Annotated in this window: 17 protein-coding genes; 10 read left to right on the forward strand and 7 right to left on the reverse strand. The window is 48.7% G+C overall.

Translation table 11 applies throughout. The features are described from left to right. Nucleotides 1-80: 80 nt before the first annotated feature. Both AC0MA3_RS07090 and AC0MA3_RS07095 read right to left on the reverse strand, forming a co-directional pair. Nucleotides 81-590: an SRPBCC domain-containing protein gene (locus AC0MA3_RS07090; protein ID WP_474655654.1), complete on the reverse strand. Its 510-nt coding sequence runs from the start codon at nucleotides 588-590 to the stop codon at nucleotides 81-83. Between the two features lie 31 nt (nucleotides 591-621). Then, a complete protein-coding gene (locus AC0MA3_RS07095; RefSeq protein WP_379156381.1) occupies nucleotides 622-945 on the reverse strand; it encodes an ArsR/SmtB family transcription factor in 324 nt (107 codons plus the stop codon). A 184-nt stretch (nucleotides 946-1,129) separates the two neighbouring features. Between AC0MA3_RS07095 and AC0MA3_RS07100 the strand changes: the two genes are divergently transcribed. Then, entirely contained in the window at nucleotides 1,130-1,708 is a 579-nt protein-coding gene (locus tag AC0MA3_RS07100; RefSeq protein ID WP_379156378.1) for a class I SAM-dependent methyltransferase, read from the forward strand. 21 nt (nucleotides 1,709-1,729) lie between these two features. Next, nucleotides 1,730-3,079 carry a DUF2252 domain-containing protein gene (locus AC0MA3_RS07105; RefSeq protein WP_474655655.1) on the forward strand — a complete coding sequence of 450 codons (1,350 nt, stop codon included), beginning with the start codon at nucleotides 1,730-1,732 and terminating at the stop codon, nucleotides 3,077-3,079. Between the two features lie 41 nt (nucleotides 3,080-3,120). Here AC0MA3_RS07105 and AC0MA3_RS07110 read toward each other — a convergent pair whose 3' ends face one another. The 4 genes from AC0MA3_RS07110 to AC0MA3_RS07125 all read right to left on the reverse strand — a co-directional run bounded on the left by AC0MA3_RS07110 (nucleotide 3,121) and on the right by AC0MA3_RS07125 (nucleotide 7,562). Continuing rightward, nucleotides 3,121-4,512: an SMI1/KNR4 family protein gene (locus AC0MA3_RS07110; RefSeq protein ID WP_474655656.1), complete on the reverse strand. Its 1,392-nt coding sequence runs from the start codon at nucleotides 4,510-4,512 to the stop codon at nucleotides 3,121-3,123. Between the two features lie 36 nt (nucleotides 4,513-4,548). Next, nucleotides 4,549-4,941 (reverse strand): tetratricopeptide repeat protein, encoded by a 393-nt coding sequence (locus AC0MA3_RS07115; RefSeq protein ID WP_379156368.1) that lies wholly within the window; start codon nucleotides 4,939-4,941, stop codon nucleotides 4,549-4,551. Nucleotides 4,942-5,032: 91 nt separating this feature from the next. Continuing rightward, nucleotides 5,033-6,214, reverse strand: a complete 1,182-nt coding sequence (locus AC0MA3_RS07120; RefSeq protein ID WP_379156365.1) for an ATP-binding protein — start codon at nucleotides 6,212-6,214, stop codon at nucleotides 5,033-5,035. 223 nt (nucleotides 6,215-6,437) lie between these two features. Next, a complete protein-coding gene (locus AC0MA3_RS07125; RefSeq protein WP_474655657.1) occupies nucleotides 6,438-7,562 on the reverse strand; it encodes an SGNH/GDSL hydrolase family protein in 1,125 nt (374 codons plus the stop codon). A gap of 189 nt (nucleotides 7,563-7,751) precedes the next feature. Between AC0MA3_RS07125 and AC0MA3_RS07130 the strand changes: the two genes are divergently transcribed. The 8 genes from AC0MA3_RS07130 (at nucleotide 7,752) to AC0MA3_RS07165 (ending at nucleotide 17,646) form a co-directional block, all read left to right on the forward strand. Continuing rightward, on the forward strand, nucleotides 7,752-8,546 hold the full coding sequence (locus tag AC0MA3_RS07130) for an AIM24 family protein (RefSeq protein ID WP_474655658.1): 795 nt from the start codon (nucleotides 7,752-7,754) through the stop codon (nucleotides 8,544-8,546). A 120-nt stretch (nucleotides 8,547-8,666) separates the two neighbouring features. Continuing rightward, entirely contained in the window at nucleotides 8,667-9,209 is a 543-nt protein-coding gene (locus AC0MA3_RS07135; protein ID WP_474655659.1) for a MerR family transcriptional regulator, read from the forward strand. A gap of 224 nt (nucleotides 9,210-9,433) precedes the next feature. After that, entirely contained in the window at nucleotides 9,434-11,245 is a 1,812-nt protein-coding gene (locus AC0MA3_RS07140) for a sensor histidine kinase (protein WP_474655660.1), read from the forward strand. Nucleotides 11,246-11,250: 5 nt separating this feature from the next. Further along, nucleotides 11,251-12,840 carry a response regulator gene (locus AC0MA3_RS07145; RefSeq protein WP_474655661.1) on the forward strand — a complete coding sequence of 530 codons (1,590 nt, stop codon included), beginning with the start codon at nucleotides 11,251-11,253 and terminating at the stop codon, nucleotides 12,838-12,840. Between the two features lie 108 nt (nucleotides 12,841-12,948). Further along, the gene (locus AC0MA3_RS07150; RefSeq protein ID WP_474655662.1) at nucleotides 12,949-14,298 is read left to right on the forward strand and encodes an ABC transporter substrate-binding protein; all 1,350 of its coding nucleotides are present in this window, start codon (nucleotides 12,949-12,951) and stop codon (nucleotides 14,296-14,298) included. 105 nt (nucleotides 14,299-14,403) lie between these two features. Next, nucleotides 14,404-15,285, forward strand: a complete 882-nt coding sequence (locus AC0MA3_RS07155) for a carbohydrate ABC transporter permease (RefSeq protein ID WP_379156341.1) — start codon at nucleotides 14,404-14,406, stop codon at nucleotides 15,283-15,285. A 14-nt stretch (nucleotides 15,286-15,299) separates the two neighbouring features. Further along, on the forward strand, nucleotides 15,300-16,145 hold the full coding sequence (locus AC0MA3_RS07160) for a carbohydrate ABC transporter permease (protein ID WP_379156338.1): 846 nt from the start codon (nucleotides 15,300-15,302) through the stop codon (nucleotides 16,143-16,145). A gap of 133 nt (nucleotides 16,146-16,278) precedes the next feature. Further along, a complete protein-coding gene (locus AC0MA3_RS07165) occupies nucleotides 16,279-17,646 on the forward strand; it encodes an erythromycin esterase family protein (protein WP_474655663.1) in 1,368 nt (455 codons plus the stop codon). Between the two features lie 99 nt (nucleotides 17,647-17,745). Here AC0MA3_RS07165 and AC0MA3_RS07170 read toward each other — a convergent pair whose 3' ends face one another. Continuing rightward, nucleotides 17,746-21,021 (reverse strand): glycosyl hydrolase 53 family protein, encoded by a 3,276-nt coding sequence (locus tag AC0MA3_RS07170; protein ID WP_474655664.1) that lies wholly within the window; start codon nucleotides 21,019-21,021, stop codon nucleotides 17,746-17,748. Nucleotides 21,022-21,146: the final 125 nt, after the last annotated feature.

Below are 21,146 nucleotides of genomic sequence, written 5' to 3' on the forward strand. Positions count from 1 at the left end.
GCAAAAGAAACAGGAATGCAAACAAGCCTGCCGGAGGCAGGCTGAGAAGGAGTCGTTTGTTCTCTATTTTAATATAGAGATTATTGAACCGACTGCAAATGCTCTTCCAAGCGGTCCCATGTTTCGGTAATGCCTTGTATCATCCCCATATCCATCACTGTTTTGAGCGCTTCGTCAGAGTCATATTTGGAGCGGCTTACCAGCTTCGTCTTTCCGTCATGTTCTTCAAACAGCATCGTAATCAGCGTAGACGGCATGCCTTCGGTTTCGTTGCCTTCGGCATCCGAGAAGTAATCGGTGTAGACAATTTTCTCTCCATCTATGATTTCATGGTAGACGCCTTTGCCCCACGATTCCATTCCGAAGAAGTCCCCCTGCTTCTCATCGACACACTTCATACAGTAATGCCATACTCCGCCCGGACGAAAATCAACGCTGCAGTAAGGGATGGTCCAGCCGCGCGGACCCCACCAATGCTTCAGATGCTCCGCCTCGGAGAACACTTTGAACACTAGCTCGCGGGGTGCATCGAATACACGCTCAAGAATCAGTTCCTGGCCTTCTACTCGGGAAATCATTTGGTTAGACATTCATAATCCCTCCTGAAAGTAATGTTCATTGTCATTCGCGGTCTTTGGATTGCAGCTGACGCAGGTAGTCGTCCAGATTATCGAAGCGTTCACTCCAAATCTTCCGGTAGGCTTCAAGCCAAGCATCCAGTGCCTCCAGCGGCTCCGTGCGCAGCCTGTAGTTCCGCCGGTTGGCCTTAGCCTCTACTTCAACCAGCCCGGCATCCAGCAGAACACGCAGATGCTTCGAGGCCTGGGGCTGACGGAGTTCCAGACGCTCGGCGATATCGCCTACGCTTAGGGGTCCGTCCTTCAACATTTCTACCATCCGCAAGCGGGTGGGTTCGGCTAATGCGCTAAATATTGTCGTTTCCATCATGCAATGTTCCTTTAGTGAATCAGTTTTTACTACCTTGCACTTACAATATACCCGATAAGGAATATTCCTGTCAAGGAATATTAAAGTTTGATTCGAGCCCTTAAGCTGGTTATGCGGCCAAAGGGGATTTATAATAACAGAAACATTAGAATCTTGTTGGTAGAGAGAGAGGAAAAGATGCATGCTCATCCTCCAAATCGTTACGTGGCTGTTCGCACTAGCCGTTCTCCTGTCTGTAATGTGGATCGTTGTGGACACCTGGCGAAACGGAATCTCTCCAATGCCCACTTCAAGAGCTGTACGGCTGGCGGTTGCCAGGGAGGTGAACCGGATTCCCGGCTACGGTACTATTGTGGAGGCAGGATCCGGCTGGGGCACACTGGGTCTGGATATCATCCGCCATTGCCCAGGCAAAAGGCTCATCGGGATCGAGAATTCAAGCCTCCCTTTATGGTTCTCGCAGCTGCTGCCGCTGATATTCGCGCGGCTCCCGCACTCAGGGAACGGCCCGGATCCGCTCCAGGGCAGACTCCGCTTCATCCGGGGCGATATCTACCGGAGCTCCTACGCAGATGCCGATATGGTACTGTGCTATTTATTCCCCGGCGCAATGGAGCGGCTGGCGGAGAAGTTCAGACAGGAGCTGCCGCCCGGCGCGGTGGTAATCAGCATTTTCTTCGCCATGCCAGACATGCAGCCGGTCCGCACAATAACCTGCAGAGATCCGATGCGGACCAAGGTGTATGTGTACTCTTTTTAAATCCAACCAAGGGGGTTTCCCATGATCGACAAGTCCATCACTGAAGGCGTCATCCGCACACGAAGCAAGCTCCGCAAGGATCTGCTAATCTCCATATTTGAAGAGTTCGACGGCGGAATTATGGGCCTGAGTCCTGAGAAACGGGCAGAGAAATACTCGAAAATGTCGCTGAACGCTTTTTCCTTCTACCGGGGCAGCGCGTACTTATTCTATTTCGATACAACCCGCCAGTACTTCCCTTATCATACCCCCGAAGACCGGCCAACCTGGATTCAGGGAGACCTGCACTTCGAGAACTTCGGCGCCATCCGCAGCGAGGACGGAGATATTGTCTATGACGTCAATGATTTCGATGAGGGATATGTCGGTTCGTATCTCTACGATCTCCTGCGTATGGCGGGCAGCATCGCTCTTGTGTGCAGACAGCTCGGACATGGTGAAGCTGAACAGTTAAGCCATATTGAGAGCTTCGTTAAGGCATATGGAAGGCAGATCCGGCGGTTCGACCAGGGCAAGGACAACCCCGCCACTTATGTTATGGATGAGGAAACGGCTAAAGGTCCTGTGAAGAAGCTCCTCCGCAAGCTGGAGAACCGCAGACAGGCGCATTTTCTGGAAAAGGTTACGGCCCAGATGCAGACGGGCAGAGTCTTTCTGGAGAATTCCGAGCTGGCTGTTCCCGGGCAAGCCGAGCAGACCCTCCTGGAGAGCGCCTGGGCGTTCTATATACAGACCCTTACTTCCCGCAACCTGGGGGAAGATCATTACCGGATGAAGGACATCGCCGTCAAGCATGGTTCAGGCACCGCCTCCATTGGGCTAGACCGTTATTATGTGCTAATTGAGGGTGGACATGAGCAGGAGGATACAGACGATACTGTTCTTGAGGTAAAAGAGGTTAGGGTGCCGGTGCCGGCCTATTTCATGCCGTATTCCGTGTCCTTCTGGCAGCATTTCGGGCATCAGGGGAAAAGGGTCACCGCGACGCAGCAGGCCATGCACCATATGGCTGACCCATATCTGGGCTTTCTAACGCTTGCGGGAAGGGATTTCTATGTAAGAGAACGGTCGCCGTATAAGAAAAGACTGAAGCTGACTGATATCGAAACTACGGAGGATATGACACGGGTTCTTGAGGTAATGGGCAGTCTCACCGCCAAAATGCATGCTCGGGCCGATGCCGATGTGGACCAGGGAATTCTTCCTTATCATAGTGAGGAGGAAATTGCCAAGGCCATGGGGCAGGACCCGGATGCTTTTGCGAGCTATCTCTCCCGGTGGGCCTACGGATATGCCAGCCAGGTGGAGAAGGACTATGGAATGTTCACAGAATGGGTACAAGAACGATTCGGAACGGCGGCTGTGGAGTAATCAATCCAGCTCAGCCCCGGGGAAGAGGTCCCGGATCAGCGTCATAGGTTGCCATCGCCAGACAGAGCGATGCCGTTCAGCTTGCGCAGCAGGGCCTCCCGGGCTTCTTCCGTGAAGGTAAGCACACCACCGCGTTCAACAATGCTCCCCTGCCGGACGCGCTCGTCCAGCCAATCCGTTATGAAGGACGGCGCGTAGCCGCCGGTTCCGAATTCGCCGCCAAAGGCAATCATTTTGGAATAGACCTCAAGGTATTCAGCCCGGATCGTTGTCGGGTACGACTTGGTATACAGCCAGAACTGCATATCATACATCAAGGTGGACCGCTCATCAGCATGGAGAGAGAAATGTCCTTTGTCTTCTACAATCTCCGTGCAGATCGTACGGATGATGCCTTCGATATTCTCTATCTCCGTGACATTGCCGCACAGTTCCGCAAGCAGAGGGGAGAAGGCTCCCTGAGCCACCTTCCGCAGATCCTCTTCCTTGTCCTCCACGGACGTATCGAAGACCTCCTCATTCACCAATCCGCGTACAAAGCTCTCGAAGTCTTTGGCCAGAAAAGTAATCTCATAATCCGCTTCCTGATCCACGTGGATCACTACCGGCTCGCCTTCCGGACCACAGGCCCGGTAATCCAGCATAATCACATCATGCCCTGCGGACGGACAATCGCCGAATACCACCCCAATATCAGGGTAACCCCACTCTTCAATCATGAAGCGGCTGCCAAGTTCCCCGCACAGGGAATAGGTCTTCTCCTGTCCAATGCCCATAATGCCTGTAATGGCCACATGGTCCTCTGCCCAAGAGGTCGCTTCCTCTGTAGGGAAACAGGTATTCCGGGGAATCCCACCGTTCTGCCGCTTCATCATCCCGATATAAAAAGCCGGCAGCTTATACCCCAGCTCCTGCTCCACAGAGGCAATCAGCTCATCCGTAAGCGGCTCGGATACATACGATTCGCGGGCATATTCGCTGTCCTCCCAGAAGCCATCGAAGTCGAAAGGTTCCAACGGGGCTCCTCCTGAAGTGCCTCCGGTCTGTGCCGCTGCAAAACGCTGCTGTTCCCGCACTTCCCGTGCCGCCGCAAGGCGGCTCCAGTCCAGAAGCTGCAGAACCGCCTCATCCCCGGGCTCTAGCTCATCTGCAAGCTCAAATTCGCGAACAGCATGATCGTACTGCTTCAGATAATAATAGGCATATCCTGTCCGGTAGTGCCAGACCGGGTCCTTCTCTCCTTCCCCGACAACACTCAGCAGCTGTTCCAGTGCTTCATTGTAACGGTCCAGATTGTTGAGCGCCCTGCCCAGCTGACCGATAATCGTATAGTCTCTATCCGGTTCGGGAATCTCCATGATGCGGTCTACAATGTTGGCAAATTCATTATCTTCATGCCACTGTGTCAGCTGCGCCAGCAAAGCTGCTTCCATGATGCAGATACCTCCTCTCGAATTCTCTCTTCGGGACTATTCCTCTTCCTCGTCAGCATCTGTATCCGCCGGGGCTTCAGCTGCCTCCTTGCGGCTCCATTCCAGGAACTGTACGGTATCTTCATCTTCAGGGTCCAGCTTGTGTGCAATCTCAAATTCCCGGATCGCATCCTTCAGCTGGTCCAGATAATAGTAGGCGTACCCCACACGGAAATGCCACAGCGGGTCTTTTTTGCCCTGGTCCGCCGTTTTCATGAACCATTTCAGCGCTTCTTTGTATCGTCCCAGATTATTCAGAGCTCTCCCCAAGTGGGTAGCCAGCTCGTCATCAATGAGTATCGTCGGTGTTTCTTTGATCCGGTCTACGATCTCCTGATACTTGTCCTCCTCATGCCACTTATTTAATTGTGCGATCAATTCTTGTCTCATTCCTTCGGCCTCCTGGTTATCATTTCCTGAGAACTCTATCTTCAATTAAATACTTTATCATTTTTGAATAGGGGTCTGCCACAGAGTAACTTTAGGTAGGAATGGTGATGAGGAAGGTTGTGCCCTTACCCTTTTCACTTTCCACCTCAATGTTCCCTTTAACCTTATTGATCGTGCTGTAGGCCATGAGCATCCCTAGACCTGTTCCTTCTTCTTTGGTGGAATAGTAAGGCTTGCCGAGACGGGAGATTTCTTCCTTAGTCATGCCGATGCCGGTGTCCTGGATCGTGATCAGGATGTCTGACTTTTTCTCCGAGATATCAATGGTAAGGATGCCCCCGTCTTTTTCCCTCATCGCTTCAATCCCGTTCTTGTACAGGTTGATCAGGCATTGCTGGATTTGGTTCTTGTCATAGCTTTTATTGAGCGTGTTATGGAAAGTGAATCTGACCTCCACCTTGTGGATGCTCGCATAGGGCATAATGATGTTCTTGGTGTACTCTGCCTCCGCCTGCATATTGGAAAATACCATATTGTCGGATTGCGGCTTGGCAAAAGAGAGATAATCGCTTACGATCTTCTCCGCCCGGTTCAGCTCCAGCAGCGATAGCTCAACATATTCCTTTTCTTCAGGCGTAATGGACGTTGATTTATTCAGCAGCTGCAAAAAACCACTGGTCACCGTTAGCGGATTTCGGATTTCATGGGATACACTTGCTGCCAGCTCACTAACTACATTCAGGCGCTCCGACTGGAGAATCCGGTCACGGTTCTTGATATTGGTGATAATCTGCTCAATCAATATCATGATGATACTCATGACTACGGCATGCGTGGTCAAGGCATAGACCGTGAGCGTCCAGAATTGCTTGTCCAACCTACCCGTCATCGTCGCCAGAACCATCAGGTAGATTCCCATGGTTAGCGTAGCAATAGCAGCGGCCCAGAGGATGCGGCGGCTGGATGACTGCTTGATAAAGCGTTTACTGAAGTAAGGTACCAGCAGCAGCACCGCGGTTGAGAACAGGAAGGAGGGAATCAGCCCCGCTCCCCCTACATAGAAACGGTAAACATTCATAACTAAATATAATGGAAGCACATTACGGTATCCGCCAAAAAGCGCCACAAGAATAAACGGGATATACCTGAGATCATAGATATATCCCATTTCCAGCCGGATAGGCTTGGCCATACACAGAACCATCGTTACGGCTGACATCATAACAAGCAGCCTGTTATTGTACGGGTACGCTCTATTTTCAAAGAAAATCACTACGATCAAGACCGGGAACAACAAAAATAAAAAATTTAAAAGTAAGGTTTCGAACAAGGTTAACTCCCTCTCAGTTGTCTTACTATATAAGATGCCTGTTTCTATTATAAGGAAAGTTCACCCAATTCCCTATACATTTTTCCTGCAATCATTCGATGAGGAAACAGACAACTGATCATTGACGGTGCGGCAGCAGAAAGGATTGGTTTCGATTATTTTATAATCAGGACAAAATCTCTCGCAGATACCCGGTCAACTCTTGGGCAGCCCGTTCATGGGCCAATACGCCGGGATGGGTTCTTGAACCTACGGTTTCATCCGTGGTATTCGGAAGCTGAAAAACCGACACCCTTCTGTCCCCTGTTGCCTTCATATAGCTGTTGACCGCACGGTGGATGGATGGCATCATCGGTATGCCCAGCATGCCATAGACCCACACGATCCGGGCCTTATTATTATTGTGCCGAAGTGTACCCAGAAAACGTTCAACCGCCTCCTCAAAGGCCGCCAGATCCTCTTCATTATAGGTTCCATCTTCATTTAACCGTTGTTTATGCGTAACTCCGGTCGCTTCATCTCTCCATGCCGGGGATTGGAAAGCACCGCCATCATTGGTTGCCAGATTTACTACCACCACATCCGGCTGCCAATCCTCAAAGGCGTTCGCTGAATGGGCCCCTAACGTCTTATTCCTCTCCCCGGTGAGCAGCCCGCATACCTGCTCATAATACCGGGGAATATTGCCATGCGGATTATTATCCCAGCTTGTGAGCACACCCCAGCCACTCTGGGAGATCACCCGGTAATCCGCATTCAGCGCTTCTGCCGTCATTGCCGTGTAGTTATAGGTTGCGCTGAACCAGGCAGGAATCCAGTCTTCCTCCGTCTTGGCCCCTACTGTTCCCTCACCTGAAGTAATACTGTCACCGATAAACTCAATTTTATAGGGTTTATCTGCAACCAGAAGAAATTCCCCATCTCCCTTCACCGCATGGATCTGCAGGAGGCACGCGGGATCTCCGCTCATGGCTTGGACCTCTTTGACGATCCGCACATTTTTGATAACACTCGCATTCATGCCTCTAAAGACACATATCCAGTAGCGCCCTGCGGTCAGCATTTGTCTGCTTACTGGAACGGAATTAATCAGAATGCTGATCCAGGGCTCATACACCTCATAATCCACTTCGACTTCAATCCACAGCTCCGAGCCCTGCACATTGAATTCCACAGCACTCCCCGTCCAAAACAGAGTTAATGGAGCAAGCGCACCGGTTGTTCTGCCATGGACTTTCACATGTGCTACTTCAGACAGCGGCTGTGTCACTAAACGTTCTTGCGTGGTCATTGAATGGCCCCCCATAATTTTCTTTTCCCTTGGATTATATCAATAATTATTTCTCTTCGCTTCAGAACCCCCTCCAGTATGAGAGGATCCTAAAGTACAAGGAAATACACCCTTTGTGTCGAATACCTACACTTTGAAGCAGAACTGCTCACGTTTACGACATTATTGCCAGCAGAGGAGAGGATTAATATGGCCTACACTATCAATAATCTGAAAGATAACAGCAATGTTGTGATCAAGGAACAGCTTGGCGGATTTTCGGTGATTGAGTACAAAGAGGATTTGAGCAGTACTACCTTGGCGGAAGCAAAGTCCAACTTCTTCATGAGCAAAAGCAACATGCGTAACAAGCAGCTCATGATCGAGCTGAACAACAGCGAGGTTACGCTTAGCGCCGGAGCCATGCAGTATATGGTCGGGAATATTGAAATGACCTCAGGGGTCAAAGGGGTCGGCGGACTGATGCGCAATATCGTGTCCAGTGCCGCAACCGGAACCAGTGCAGTCAAACCGCTCTACAAAGGCACGGGGACGATTCTGCTGGAGACCACCTATAAATATCTGTGGCTGATTGATGTCGACAACGATCATATTGTCATTGATGACGGCCTGTTCCTGGCTTGCGAGTCTTCCCTCCAGCTTGCCGTCACCGCGCGTAAGAATCTGTCCTCTGCGGCACTGGGTGGAGAAGGGCTGTTCAATCTGAGCGCCAAAGGCAAAGGGGTCCTGGCTCTGGAAGCGCCTATCCCTTCCGAGGAAGCCGTTGTCATTGAGCTGCAGAATGATGTGCTGAAGGTCGATGGCAACTTTGCCTTAATGTGGTCCAACACTCTGGACTTCACCGTCGAAAAGTCGGGTAAAACCCGCCTCGGCTCCGCCGCCTCCGGCGAGGGGCTCGTCAATGTGTACCGGGGAACGGGTACCGTCTGGCTGGCTCCGCTTACCCCATACAGAAACAGCGTGTTTCAGCCGAATACGCCCTGAATAATTTCTCATATTAGCACTTTGTTTATCGAATCAGCACTTCCTTTGTCACCCATGCAGGGAGCCGCTTATGAAGGGCGAATTGTTCATAACAAGACTACCTGAACTGGAGGAATCGAAATGGAAATGCTGAAAACAAAGGATGCCGCAGAGCTGCTGTCCGTTAGCCAGACTACTATTAAGCGCTGGGCTGCCATGTTCCCTGATTTCTTTCCAAAGGACCGGTTTGGACATTATATATTCTCAGAGCAGGAAATTCGCCGGCTCACACATATTAAAGACCGCATCAATCACGGGGAAGCACTGGAATGCCTGAACCTGGATTCCGTTACTGACACCGGGCAGCACGTGTCACAGCAGGAAAGCCTGCTCCCCCGCACACCGGATGGACCTATGGAAGACATGCTGTCACGGATCGATTACATTGAACGCTCACTAGAACATAAAGCGGACGAGGTGGTGTCGGTACAGCTGCTCCAGCAGCGCGGAGAGCTTGAGGACCTGCGTCAAATGATCAAGCAATTGGCAGTCTCTCTGGAAACTATTCAGGAGCAGAGCGGTCCTCCCCTCTCCCCGCTCCAAAAGCATCCCGCTGTAGCCGGGAGGATCCAGAATCCGCCGCGGAAGCGCGGGCTGCTGCGCACCTTTTTCTCATTCCTGTAACTCTACATGGCTGCTTGCAGGCCAAACAAAGAACGGTTGATTCCATAGATCATGGATCAACCGTTTTTTGTTGTAGCTGTCTAGAACAGGCTTTTAGCGGCTTCAATTCGTTGCTCTTTGGTTACCTATCAAAAAACCGTTCTCAGATTGTGTTTTCTTGTTATATACTCAATGGACATTCTATTCTTACACTCTGGTCTATTCATATAAAGGAGCATACATCCATGAGCAATATACAATTCCGGGGACGCTTATATCCGGGTAAATGGTTCGACAAGCTATTGATCCGCAAAAAGATTATGTATGTCTACATTCCGCTGATTATCCTGCCCTTACTTATTCTAGGTTCTGTTTCGTATCGGGTCTATACGGATGCTATCGTCAAAAAAACAGTGAATAGTGTCTCCGACAATTCAACTCTGATTACCACTCTCATGAACAGCATGCTGACCAATACGGAAAGCGCTGCCAATATACTAACTTTGAATCTTAATAAAGTCATTGCCGAGAAATATTCAGAAGACGGCGGGCAGGTATCTAATCTGCAGCTCTACACCCAAATTACCAATCAGTTAAGCTATGCACTGCTGATCTTCCCGGATGTGGATGCAGCAGCCTATATTAGCCGGAGCGGTATGGTCTATGGCTCGAATCTTGAGATGGAGAGAAATGCTGAACGGCTCCGGGGAAGCGATATGCTGAGCACACTAGAACATTCCCGCGGCTCCAACATTTGGTTCCCGATGGAGCGCCGCAGCTTTCTGGTCGCGAACCCGGATCAACCCGTACTCTCCCTCGGCAAACGGATTGTCAATATCAATACCGGAGATACACTGGGCTACGTGATTCTGAATGTGCGGGAGGACGCCTTCTCAGCCATATACCGCAATATCGGCTCCATCCAGGATGAATCCTTCATGATTGTAGACCCCAGCGGTCTAGTGGTCTCTGCACTGGAGGAGAGCCAGGTCTTACAGCCACTTCCCAAGGGTGCTCTAAGCGAATGGGTGATGGGATCAACGGAACAGAATCTGCTGCAGCCTTCCCCCTCAGGGAGGATGCTTCTGATCCGCGCAGATATTACAAAGCTGGGCTGGCAGCTTATCTCCATGGTTCCCTATAATCAATTGAACGAAGACACCAAAACCATCACCCAGTTGATCTTCCTCATTGGTTTTATCTGCCTATCCTTTGCAATTCTCGGAGCGGGCATGTTGTCCAATCTGATTGCGAAGCCGATTATCAACCTCTCCCGTCACATGAAGCATGTGAATGAAGGCAATCTGGACCCATACCTGGAGGTCAAGTCCAAGGACGAAATCGGAATTCTTGCCTCTGGATTTAATATGATGATGTACCGGGTTGAAGAGCTGCTGAGCAATATCAGCAAAGAGCAGCGGGAAAAGAGGGAGTACGAGCTCGCTTTGATTCAGGCGCAGATCAAACCTCATTTTTTATACAATACACTGGATGTCATTTATACGCTGTCGGACATGGGAAGAGCACGGGATGTACAACGGACCACGAAGGCACTGGCAGACTTCTACAGGGTAGTCTTGAGCAATGGCCGGGACCAGATCACATTACAGGAAGAACTGAACAGCGTTCGGGATTATCTGTCTATTCAACAGATCCGGTATTCCGATGTGTTCAATTTCAAAATCGAGGTCGACCCGGATATTCTACCTTGCATCATTCCTAAGCTTACCCTTCAGCCGCTTGTTGAGAATGCGATTTATCACGGACTTAAGACCAAGGGCTCCTTCGGTGAACTCGTAATCAATGGATATAGGGAAGAAAATAAAGTAATCTTGAAGATTACAGATGATGGCGTGGGGATGCCCGAAGAACGGCTGCACGCACTGGAAACCGCTATGAAGGGCCAGGAAAAGCCTGTTGGCTATGGAATAAGCAGTGTTCATGAAAGAATACGGCTGTATTTTGGCTATGAATATGGATTGCACATTACAAGTATACCGGGACAAGGGACAGAGATTGCTGTGAATCTCCCTTATCCGGGCAGAGCAGGAGAGTAATACACATGCAAACAGTAATGATCGTAGACGACGAGAGTATTTTCCGTGAATATTTACGCGGAGTGCTGGATTGGGACACTCTGGGTTTCGAGATTTCGGTCGAAGCGAGGAATGGAGTGGAGGCACTGGAGCTCTGTGCAGCAAATCCGGTTGATATTGCGCTGATTGATATTACTATGCCGTTCATGGACGGCTTGGAGCTTACCCGGAATCTGAAGAAGCAATACCCTGATATGAGCATCGTGCTCATTACGGGACATAATGAATTTGAATATGCGCGGACAGCACTCAAGCTGGGGGTAGAGGATTATATTCTGAAGCCCTTTTCCAAGGACGAGCTGATGCTGACCCTGCTCAAGCTGCAGCAGGAGCACCGGAAGGTCCAACAGGAGAATCTAACGTATAAGGAGAACCAGCAGCTCGTGAAGGAGAGTTTCCTGAATCAGCTCATCAGCGGAGACTGCATCTTGACTCATGAGGAAATTATAGCGCGCCTTGGGCAGTACAACATTCACATTCAGAGCCCGGTTTTTGTGGTTGCATGCATTGAAATAGACTATATTGACCAGAAATGGGAGAAAATAAGCGAACGGCTCCTGATGAAGTATGCGGTTACGAACATCCTTAACGAAACCCTGGATGACAGCTGGAAACATTATATCTTCAATGGTCCAGAAGGACGAATTGTGGGGCTGATTGAGCATGTGGACCATCATACTCAAATCGCATCTTATCTGGACGGGTACAGAAGACTCGGGGAACTAATTAAGAAATACCTGAATTTCACGATTACGATTGGCGTTGGCCGCAGTAAAGAAGGGTTCAAAGATATTCACGATTCTTACAAGGAAGCGCTTGTGGCGCTGCAGAACAAGTTCGTCCTCGGCCATGACCGTGTGATCACTTATGAATCGGTGGCCGCCGAAGTCGGTAAGCAGGCTTTTTACCCCGTAGAGGTTAACGAAAAGCTGCTGATCCAGCTTCGGATGCGGAATTCGGAAGGGGTGCAGCACATACTGGACGGTGTGTTTGACTCCATTCGTGATAAACGGCTGTCGATTGAGCATGTGTATGTTATTTGCATTGGTCTGATAGCGGTGAATCTCGCCTATATTACAGAATCGGGGCATCCGGTTGAAGAGTGCTTCGGAGAGAATTTTTTTCCCTACAACGAAATCCGCAAGTTTGAATCGCTGGATATGACCTTTGAATGGATTAAAGAATTGTTCCATAAGGCCATCCGGTATACGGGCCAGTATAAAAATACAAGAGCCGCCAAAATCGCACAGTCGGCCAAAGCCTATATAGAGCAATGTTATCCCGATCCCGAGCTCCAGCTGGAGCAAGTCGCTCAGCATGTATTTATTAATACCAGTTATCTAAGGGCTGTATTCAAAAAAGAGTTCGGTATGACACTAAGCGATTACATTACACAGTACCGCATGAAACAAGCTAAGGAACTGCTGAACCGGGGCGGACAGCGCTTATCGGATATCGCCGAGAGTGTCGGTTTTAGCGATGCTGGCTACTTCAGCAAAAGCTTCAAGAAATTCTACGGCTATTCCCCCAGCGAATACGAAAAAAACCGGATGTAGGTTTTTTTCTGCGCGGATTTTACCAGAAGCACTCAGTTTTTGCCTTATCATCGGGGCCTGCTCTAACTATACTTAAGTCAGAAAACAACATTGAAGGGGGTCACCCGAATGAAGAAAATCGCAACAGCTCTAGCGGGCTTAAGCTTGGTATTTGTAAGCGCATGCGGATCAGCGGGCAACAACAACACAGATAAAGCAGCAGACGCAGCCAATGGAGCAAATGCTGAAGCCACTGCTGTAACAGAAACTGCAAAGGCTGATACGGCAAAGGCAGTCAAACTTCGCATTTATGCCCAATATTCTGATGATGACACGAAGCTTCCTTATGATTATGCTGTCGCTGAACTTAAGAAAGAGATGCCAAATGTCGAACTGGAACTCGAGATCCAAGCTCAGGATGATGGGCAGAAGCTCAAAACCTACGCCGCAACCGGAAATCTTCCGGATATTTACCAGGCGGGCACGGACATTATTAATACATTCAAGAAATCCGGCAACATTCTAGAGCTGGATCCATACGCCGATCTATATGATTTTAAAAGCAAAATGTACCCAAGTACGATGAACACGCTAATCAGTGAAGACGGTCATATCTATGCCTATCCTTATGCTGGTAACGAATTCATGCTCCTATACTACAACAAAGAGCTGTTCGAGAAAAACAACGTTAAAGTTCCAACCACCTATGATGAGCTGATGACAGCTGTTCAAACCTTTAACAAAGCGGGAATTACTCCGCTGTCCCTGTTCGCCAAAGAGAAATGGCCAACCGTTGCACTCTATGATGTGTTCGCCACCCGCGCAGAGCCCCAAGGCATTCTGAAGCTTCAAAGCGGAGAGGCATCCCCGAGCGATCCGGCCTACAAGCAAGCAACTGAAGAATTATACAAGCTGATCCAGGCCGGTCTGCTGCCTAAAGGCGCAACCAACCTGAACTTCGATCAAGCGGCATCTTTGTTCTATGAAGGCAAAGCAGCAATGTTCCTGAACGGACAATGGGAAATCGCTACTTCCACCGAGAAGCTTGGAGACAAGGTAGGCTGGATGTACTTCCCGGGTGTTGACGCAGCTTCCTATGAGAAGAACAAATATGCTTTTGTAGGTGGAGGAAATCCTGGAGGGTATGCAGTTAATCCGGATACCAAGGATCCTGAGCTGGCAGCCAAAGTTGCAGCTTTCATGTCCTTGAAATATGCCGAATTCAAGTACACCGAACGCGGAAATCCGCTGGTAGCCACCAAAGTGGATAAGCCTATTGTTAAAGAATACCCACCAATGATGAAGCAGCTGTCCGAAGACATTTCCAAGATCACCAGTACTACTGCCTTCGATTGGGGTCTGTCTGATGCTAAATTCAAAGCTGCCATTGAAGATGCAACGCAAGTATTGATGACCGGCGGCTACAGTGTTGATCAATTCATTAAAGATGTATCCAAAGCAGTACCAACCGCCAAATAAGCAGCCAAAGCCTGAATGGGACTCACCTGAGCTTATAACCGGGTGGGTCCTGGCTTTTTCTTCAAAGCTATGGATTGTGCAGCTACCAGCAAGGGATGTGAAGAGATGAAGAAATTTTTAGGGAACAAGATGGCAATTGCTTTATTTACACTGCCTGCGCTCCTATTGTATACAGTCATGGTGTTCTACCCGATCATGCAGACTTTCTTTCGCAGCTTATATGAATGGGACGGCTTAACGGCAGGCACCTTCATTTGGTTTGACAACTACAAGAATTTATTTGACGACAGTGTGTTCTATACCTCACTCTACAATGGGCTGATCTTTGCAGCGATCATTACTGTTACTCAGATCGGTATTGCTTCTATTCTGGCTTTTGTTATCGCTGATGGTGTGGTTAAGGGCCGCCGCCTGCTTAGAATCAGTTATTTCATCCCCGTTGTGCTATCGATTACCGTGGTCTGTCAATTATGGCTGTCGATCTATAACGGACAATATGGACTCATGAACAAACTGTTTGAGCTCCTGGGCATCCATTATCAACAAGACTGGCTGTCGAGCAGCAAGTCTGCCATCTTCGCCATCGCCTTTGTTAATGCCTGGCAGTACATGGGCTATCATTTTGCTCTGATCCTTGCGGGAGTAAGATCCGTACCCGAGCAATATATGGAAGCCGCCCGTATTGACGGTGCCACTAAACTTCAGGCCATCCGCAAAATCATGATTCCAATGATGGCTGAAACCTACAAGTTCTGTCTGGTCTTCGCAGTAACAGGGGGACTGAACGCTTTTGCAAACATGTATATTATGACCGGTGGTGGACCAGGAACTTCAACCTATACACTTACCTATTTGATGTATCGTTCCGCTTTCCGTGTAGGAGAGTTCGGTTATGGAAGTGCGGCTGCGGCTATGCTGGTCATTGAATGCCTGCTTGCAACACTAATCATCAACCGTCTGGTTGCCAGAGAACGAATCACTTATTAAAGGAAGTGTCCAATATGGCCTGGCTTATTAAGAAGGTGCGCAAAAACAACCTGCCCGTCACAGGCTTTATGTGGCTGTATGCAATCTTGTCGGTTTATCCGTTGATCTGGATGATTTTTTACTCGCTAAAAAATAATGACGAGATCTTCGTAACCAATCCCTTTGGATTCCCGACTCATCTGAGATTTGAAAATTATTCGAATGCCTGGTCCAAATACAATGTGCCGGTGTACTTCATGAATAGTGTAATCGTGGCAGGAGCCACTGTTATTGGAGCGATCATTCTGTCCGTCATGTTCTCCTATGCGGCGGCCCGGTTGCAATGGCGGCTGCGCGGCATCGCCCATACCTACATTATGATAGGCATGTTCATCCCTATCCAGGTTATTATGATCCCGCTCGCTATTCTCGTCAGAGATTTCCATCTCGCCAATACTTATGGTGCGCTGATTGTGCCGTATATCGCATTTAACCTGTCTTTTACCTCCATAGTATTCTATGGATTCTTCCGCAGTATTCCGAACGAACTGGAAGAGTCGGCGTGCATTGACGGAGCTTCGATCTACCGGACATTCTTTAGTATCATGCTGCCGATTATCAAACCGGCACTCGCCACGATGGTCATCTTTATCTTCCTGAACTCCTGGAACGAATTCACGATGGCTGTCATCCTGATTACCAAAGAAAGCCTGAAGACGTTGCCGCTGGGTCTGCTATTTTTCCAAGGTCAATTCACAACAGACTGGGGCGCGATGGGAGCAGCTATGACCATTGCCAGCTTACCTACGGTCTTGATCTACATGCTGTTCAGCGAGCAAGTCGAAAATGCACTTACTGTTGGATCAGCAGTTAAAGGTTAATATCTTCAACAACAAAAAGGTATCCTTCACAGGATGCCTTTTTTGTTGTCCCCTTAATCCTTATCAAATCTTTATAAACGGCTCCTATAATGAGGTCAAATGATATACGTAACCCATTTGAGGAGGAACACCCATGTCAATGAAGTTAAGATGGAACCGTAGGGTAATCACTCTATTATCAGCGCTGCTGGTGCTGTTGCCCAGCCAGAGCGCTCTAGCAGGGGATGCACCACAGGCCGTTTCGAAGCCGCTGGCCTATGCACACGAGATCAAGTCACTCCGCGGAGAGGATTATAGCGATTTGGCCTTTTTAAAGCCGCTGCTGGCAGGTAAAACGGTAGTCAGTCTGGGGGAGAACTTTCACAGGGTAGCCGAATATGCAAGTATGAAGACTAAAATGATTAAGTATCTGCACGAAGAGCTTGGATTTGATGTCATTGCCTTTGAATCAGGCCTGGGCGATGCCGAATTCATCAACAACCAGGCCGGTCAATTGACTGCCACCCAGATGATGATGTATTCCGTCCTGCCCGTCTGGCATTCCAAGGAGACGCTTGAGCTGTTCAACTATATCAAGAAGTCGCACAAGACAGACAAACCGCTGGAATTGGCCGGTTTTGACAACCAGTTTACTTCGCCTATGTTAACCTACGGTGTGAGAGACTTTATCTCCACCCAGGATAAGGAGTACGGGAAGGCCTTTGAGCATTTTGATCTACAGGCAATTACCGACTTCTATGAGGTCATTAACCAATATGGCTTGAAACCGGAGAGTAAAGAGTATAAGCAGGGGATGGAACAAGTAAACCAGCGCAATGTACCAGAATATGAAAAGTATATCCAGTTCATCCAAGACCGGCGGCAGCAGTTGGCGGCGGCCTATCCCAATGATCCTTATCTCGTCGATGTTGTGCTGAAATCACTGGAGGATCGGGTCCAATTTTTGCAGAGTGGCATGATTGTGAATGTGCAGGAATCCTATGAGATGCGCGACCGGGCTATGGCCGAGCATGTGGAGTGGCTGATGAAGGTCAGATATCCAGGCAAGAAAATCATATTGTGGGCACATAACGACCACCTTGCCAAGAACACCTCTGACATCCGGGTGCTGGAGGGCGGTAAATGGGTGGGCAGCTTCAAGAGCATGGGAGAACTGCTGCACCAAAAGCTCAAAGATAAGATGTACGTGGTCGGCTTCTTTATGAACAGGGGCAAGACGGTTTCCATCACAACAATGAAGCCATTTTCAATTAACCCCATGCCAAAGGGCAGCCTGGAGCATACCATTATGAAGTCTGGTTATACAAATACTTTTGTCGACCTGTCCCACCACACCAAGGCGAAGGCTGCCAACAGTTGGATGTTCAAGCCGATATATGCTGCGGAAGACGGAATGACAAGCGAGGTCATTGCTCCGATGTCGATGAAGTTTGTACCGAAGGAGCAGTTCGATGGTCTGATGGTTATCGACCAGGTTCACCCTCCGACTCCTGCGTATTAGAAGAACGAAAGATCGACATCCTGGCAAAAAGAAAAGATCATCCTTCAGCACTTTTTTCTGCTTGAAGGATGACCTTATAATACAGTCTACATGAATTGATTATTCAATAGATTCTAATAGTGTTTTAATTTCCAAGTTCGTTTGAAGTGCATGTAAAACAATTGTTAAAGCTTCTGCACGAGAAGAGGGTCTATTAGGCGCAAATTCTCCATTGCCTTCTCCACTAATGATGCCAATCTTTGCAGCTTTCTCAATTTGATCCTTGTTCCATGTACCATCAATATCTGAGAACGCAGATGCTGCAGCAACCTCTACATTATTAATGTTAACAATTTTAGAGATGATAGAAATAATCTCAGCACGGCTAATTTCTTTGTTTGGTTTAAATGTACCATCTGCGTATCCAGAAACAATTCCTTTATCAGTCAAAGCATGAATTGAGCCTGCAGCCCAATGACCGGAGATATCAGATAATGTGTTCCCAGTACCGCTACCGGAAATATCAAATACTTTTGCAATAATCGTAGCAAACTCCGCACGAGTAATTTTTGCGTTAGGTTGGAAGGTACCATCTGCATATCCATTAATTACTCCCAATTTAACGAAGATGTTAACTGTTGAACCGGCCCAATGGGAGGCAGTGTCCTTGAATTGGACCTTAGTAGGATTAGCGTTGGTTTCCTCTAATTTCTTATTAAGACTGGTTAATACTTTTTCAGCTTGGACAACCTTGCCATCAAACGTCACTTCTGGTGTCGCTGTTGGTGTTGCTGTCGGAACTACTGTTGGTACTGGTGTTGCTGTTGGTGTTGCTGTTGGTGTTGCTGTTGCTGCCGGAACCGGTACTGTTGGTTCCGGTGTTGGTGTTGCTGTTGGTGGAGTTCCCGGGGTTTCAGGATTTCCTGGGGTTCCCGGAGTTTCCGTCCCTGGGTCCGGCTCCATTCCCTTGGCAAAGCTTAAGTAGAAATCATCGAGGGTTCCCCATGCGCCGCCATCAGCTTTGATATTGGCTCCGATGGTAAGCTTACCATCGGTAACAAGGATATTCCCTATTTCAGGATTATTCCATTGCGCCCACCCGTTAACCCCGGTGTCAGCCTTCACTTCTTGTGCACCAGTTACGGCGAAGAGATTCATCTCGGGATTAACAGCATCTCCCCCCTGAATGAACATGGAAAGATTGTAATATCCCGGCTTAAGCCCGTAGACGGTCTGCACTACACTGAAGTTAACTTTGCTTGCGGAGTAGAAATGAAGCGAATAATTTCCTGTTTTCGCATCTGAAACCTTGTTCTGATAGTTCGTATGAGGTGTGCTTCCCTCTCCGTACGTAATCTTCCACATGCTTCTGTCGGTATTCTCAAAGCTTGCGTTAACGATGAAATTCTCTTTTTTAATTTCAAGAAGAGCCTTCACCGCATGCCCGCCTTCTCCGGTCCCACCGATTACATAGCTGCCCGCACCCTGGCTAACGGCCTGATTAACCGCGGCTTGGTCCCATGTAACCTGCATCTTCCCGGTACTTCCATCATTGTAAGTAACACTTACCACAGTCGGTAAATCAATAGGTTCTCCGGCAATCGCAGTCACCGAGACATCCTGGATTTTATCAATGGCCAGTGGAGCAACGGCTCCTGTATCCACATATTTGAATACATTCAGCGATGAGAGAGGATGTCCGCTGAAATCAAATAACGCCTGGTTGTCGACCGCACTCCCGCCATACCATACTCCTGCATCTTTGGGATCATATTCCTTCGCATAGCTGGCAGCCCAACCTGAACCGTACTTTTCCCACAGCAGTTTATTCTGCTCAAGGTTTGCTTTCGGACCTACCGGAAGCCATGCAGGCTCCCAATAAAAGACACCAATTCCCTTAGTACCGACATTTGACACTGCCTCAATAACATTTCTGACCGAGGTGGCCTGACCTTGAACACTAATAGGATAGTCTAGGGTCTGTCCGGAGCTCTGCGGCGCAGTGTTTCCATGCCCATCTCCATCCTCAGCGGTATACGCATACGAGGTTTCGGCTACCATTACTTCTTTGTTATAATTATCGGCAACCTGCTTCAGCACGGATGTCAGATTGCTTAATGTGCCATGCCAGAATGGATAATATGAACTCGCAAACACATCATAGTCTACATTATTATTCTTCAGTGTTTGTGCATAGGATGCATATTTGCCCGCCGACTCCGGGTTCGTAAAATGCAGTGCGATCCGGATAGTAGGATCGACTTCTCTGATCGCTTTGCTGCCCGCATTAAATAATGCACTCATCTTCACCCAATCGGATTCACCAACGAATTGTCCGTTGGTTTCATTACCTACCTGCACCATGCCAACATTAATCCCTTCATTGAGCAGGGCTTGCAGGCTTCCTTTGGTATAGGTGTACAATGCCGTCTTCTTATCATCAAAACTTAGGTTTGCCCAAGCCTTGGGCGTGTGCTGCTTGCCCGGGTCGGCCCAAAAGTCGGAATAATGGAAGTCCACCAGCAGCTTCATTCCATTCGCAGTGGCTCTTTTGCCGATTTCAATGGCAGTTGCCAGATCGTTATTACCGCCGCCATACCCATTTCCTGCTGAATCAAAAGGATCATTCCATATCCGTACCCGAACATAGTTCACTCCGGCTTCATGTACCGTTGTAAAAATATCCTGGACAGCACCAGCCTCATTGTAAAACTTGACCCCGCTGTTCTCCAAGGCAATGATGCTGGAGATATCCACGCCCTTAATAAAGTCGGTCCGGAGTCCTTCCACCTTCTTCACAAAAATATCTGCCGCTACCGGCACGCTCGTCTGCTTCAGCGCAAAGCTGTCCAAATATCCCCATGCTTTGGCTGCACCGCTGATATTCGCCCCAATCACAAGGTTCAAGGTATCCTGAGCCAATGTGAACTTCAGACTCACTGTGCCCCAGGCATTATAGCCGGTAGTGGCAGCCAAAGCTGATTTCCCATTTCCCGCAAATAATTCTACGTTACCTGCTTCCAATCCAGCGCCGCCCATCGATTTGACCGATAATTCATAACTTCCCGCCGGAAGAGACATGAGGGTCTGCTTCACCGTAATTACCTGGTTTGCAGGCGCTGTATCTTTAATCCAGTATTTGAATGCATAATTACCTTGATCCGGCGTGAGCCATTTATCATCAGCGTATGCAAACTGGCTAGTCGTTACCTGATTCAAGTCTGTTGCTTCTACACTCCATGAGTGATCGGTCCCGAAGTTCGTTTCGAAACCGCCATTCACAATATAAGGACTGCCCAAGGCTGCAGCTTTTGCCGCCCCCATCTGGAATGAAAATGAACTGAACATCAACAATACTGCCATTACTACAGATATACCTTTTACTCTAGTCCTCATGTTCTGATCACCTTTCTGCGCGTGTCTTTCGATGCTGATGAGTACTCCATCTTTGCGTAAGCACTTACATATAACTATATCAATGGATAAACTATTAGGTAACGGATGAAAAGATAACATTTTGT

Source organism: Paenibacillus sp. LS-5 (assembly GCF_056121505.1).

Coding starts and splice junctions, on each gene's coding strand:
- AC0MA3_RS07165 (WP_474655663.1), top strand. CDS start 16,279: ATGTCAATGAAGTTAAGATGGAACCGTAGGGTAATCACTCTATTATCA.
- AC0MA3_RS07110 (WP_474655656.1), bottom strand. CDS start 4,512: ATGGAAGCAGCTTTGCTGGCGCAGCTGACACAGTGGCATGAAGATAAT.
- AC0MA3_RS07130 (WP_474655658.1), top strand. CDS start 7,752: ATGGCCTACACTATCAATAATCTGAAAGATAACAGCAATGTTGTGATC.
- AC0MA3_RS07140 (WP_474655660.1), top strand. CDS start 9,434: ATGAGCAATATACAATTCCGGGGACGCTTATATCCGGGTAAATGGTTC.
- AC0MA3_RS07170 (WP_474655664.1), bottom strand. CDS start 21,021: ATGAGGACTAGAGTAAAAGGTATATCTGTAGTAATGGCAGTATTGTTG.
- AC0MA3_RS07115 (WP_379156368.1), bottom strand. CDS start 4,941: ATGAGACAAGAATTGATCGCACAATTAAATAAGTGGCATGAGGAGGAC.
- AC0MA3_RS07125 (WP_474655657.1), bottom strand. CDS start 7,562: ATGACCACGCAAGAACGTTTAGTGACACAGCCGCTGTCTGAAGTAGCA.
- AC0MA3_RS07155 (WP_379156341.1), top strand. CDS start 14,404: ATGAAGAAATTTTTAGGGAACAAGATGGCAATTGCTTTATTTACACTG.
- AC0MA3_RS07100 (WP_379156378.1), top strand. CDS start 1,130: ATGCTCATCCTCCAAATCGTTACGTGGCTGTTCGCACTAGCCGTTCTC.
- AC0MA3_RS07145 (WP_474655661.1), top strand. CDS start 11,251: ATGCAAACAGTAATGATCGTAGACGACGAGAGTATTTTCCGTGAATAT.
- AC0MA3_RS07105 (WP_474655655.1), top strand. CDS start 1,730: ATGATCGACAAGTCCATCACTGAAGGCGTCATCCGCACACGAAGCAAG.
- AC0MA3_RS07160 (WP_379156338.1), top strand. CDS start 15,300: ATGGCCTGGCTTATTAAGAAGGTGCGCAAAAACAACCTGCCCGTCACA.
- AC0MA3_RS07095 (WP_379156381.1), bottom strand. CDS start 945: ATGGAAACGACAATATTTAGCGCATTAGCCGAACCCACCCGCTTGCGG.
- AC0MA3_RS07150 (WP_474655662.1), top strand. CDS start 12,949: ATGAAGAAAATCGCAACAGCTCTAGCGGGCTTAAGCTTGGTATTTGTA.
- AC0MA3_RS07090 (WP_474655654.1), bottom strand. CDS start 590: ATGTCTAACCAAATGATTTCCCGAGTAGAAGGCCAGGAACTGATTCTT.
- AC0MA3_RS07135 (WP_474655659.1), top strand. CDS start 8,667: ATGGAAATGCTGAAAACAAAGGATGCCGCAGAGCTGCTGTCCGTTAGC.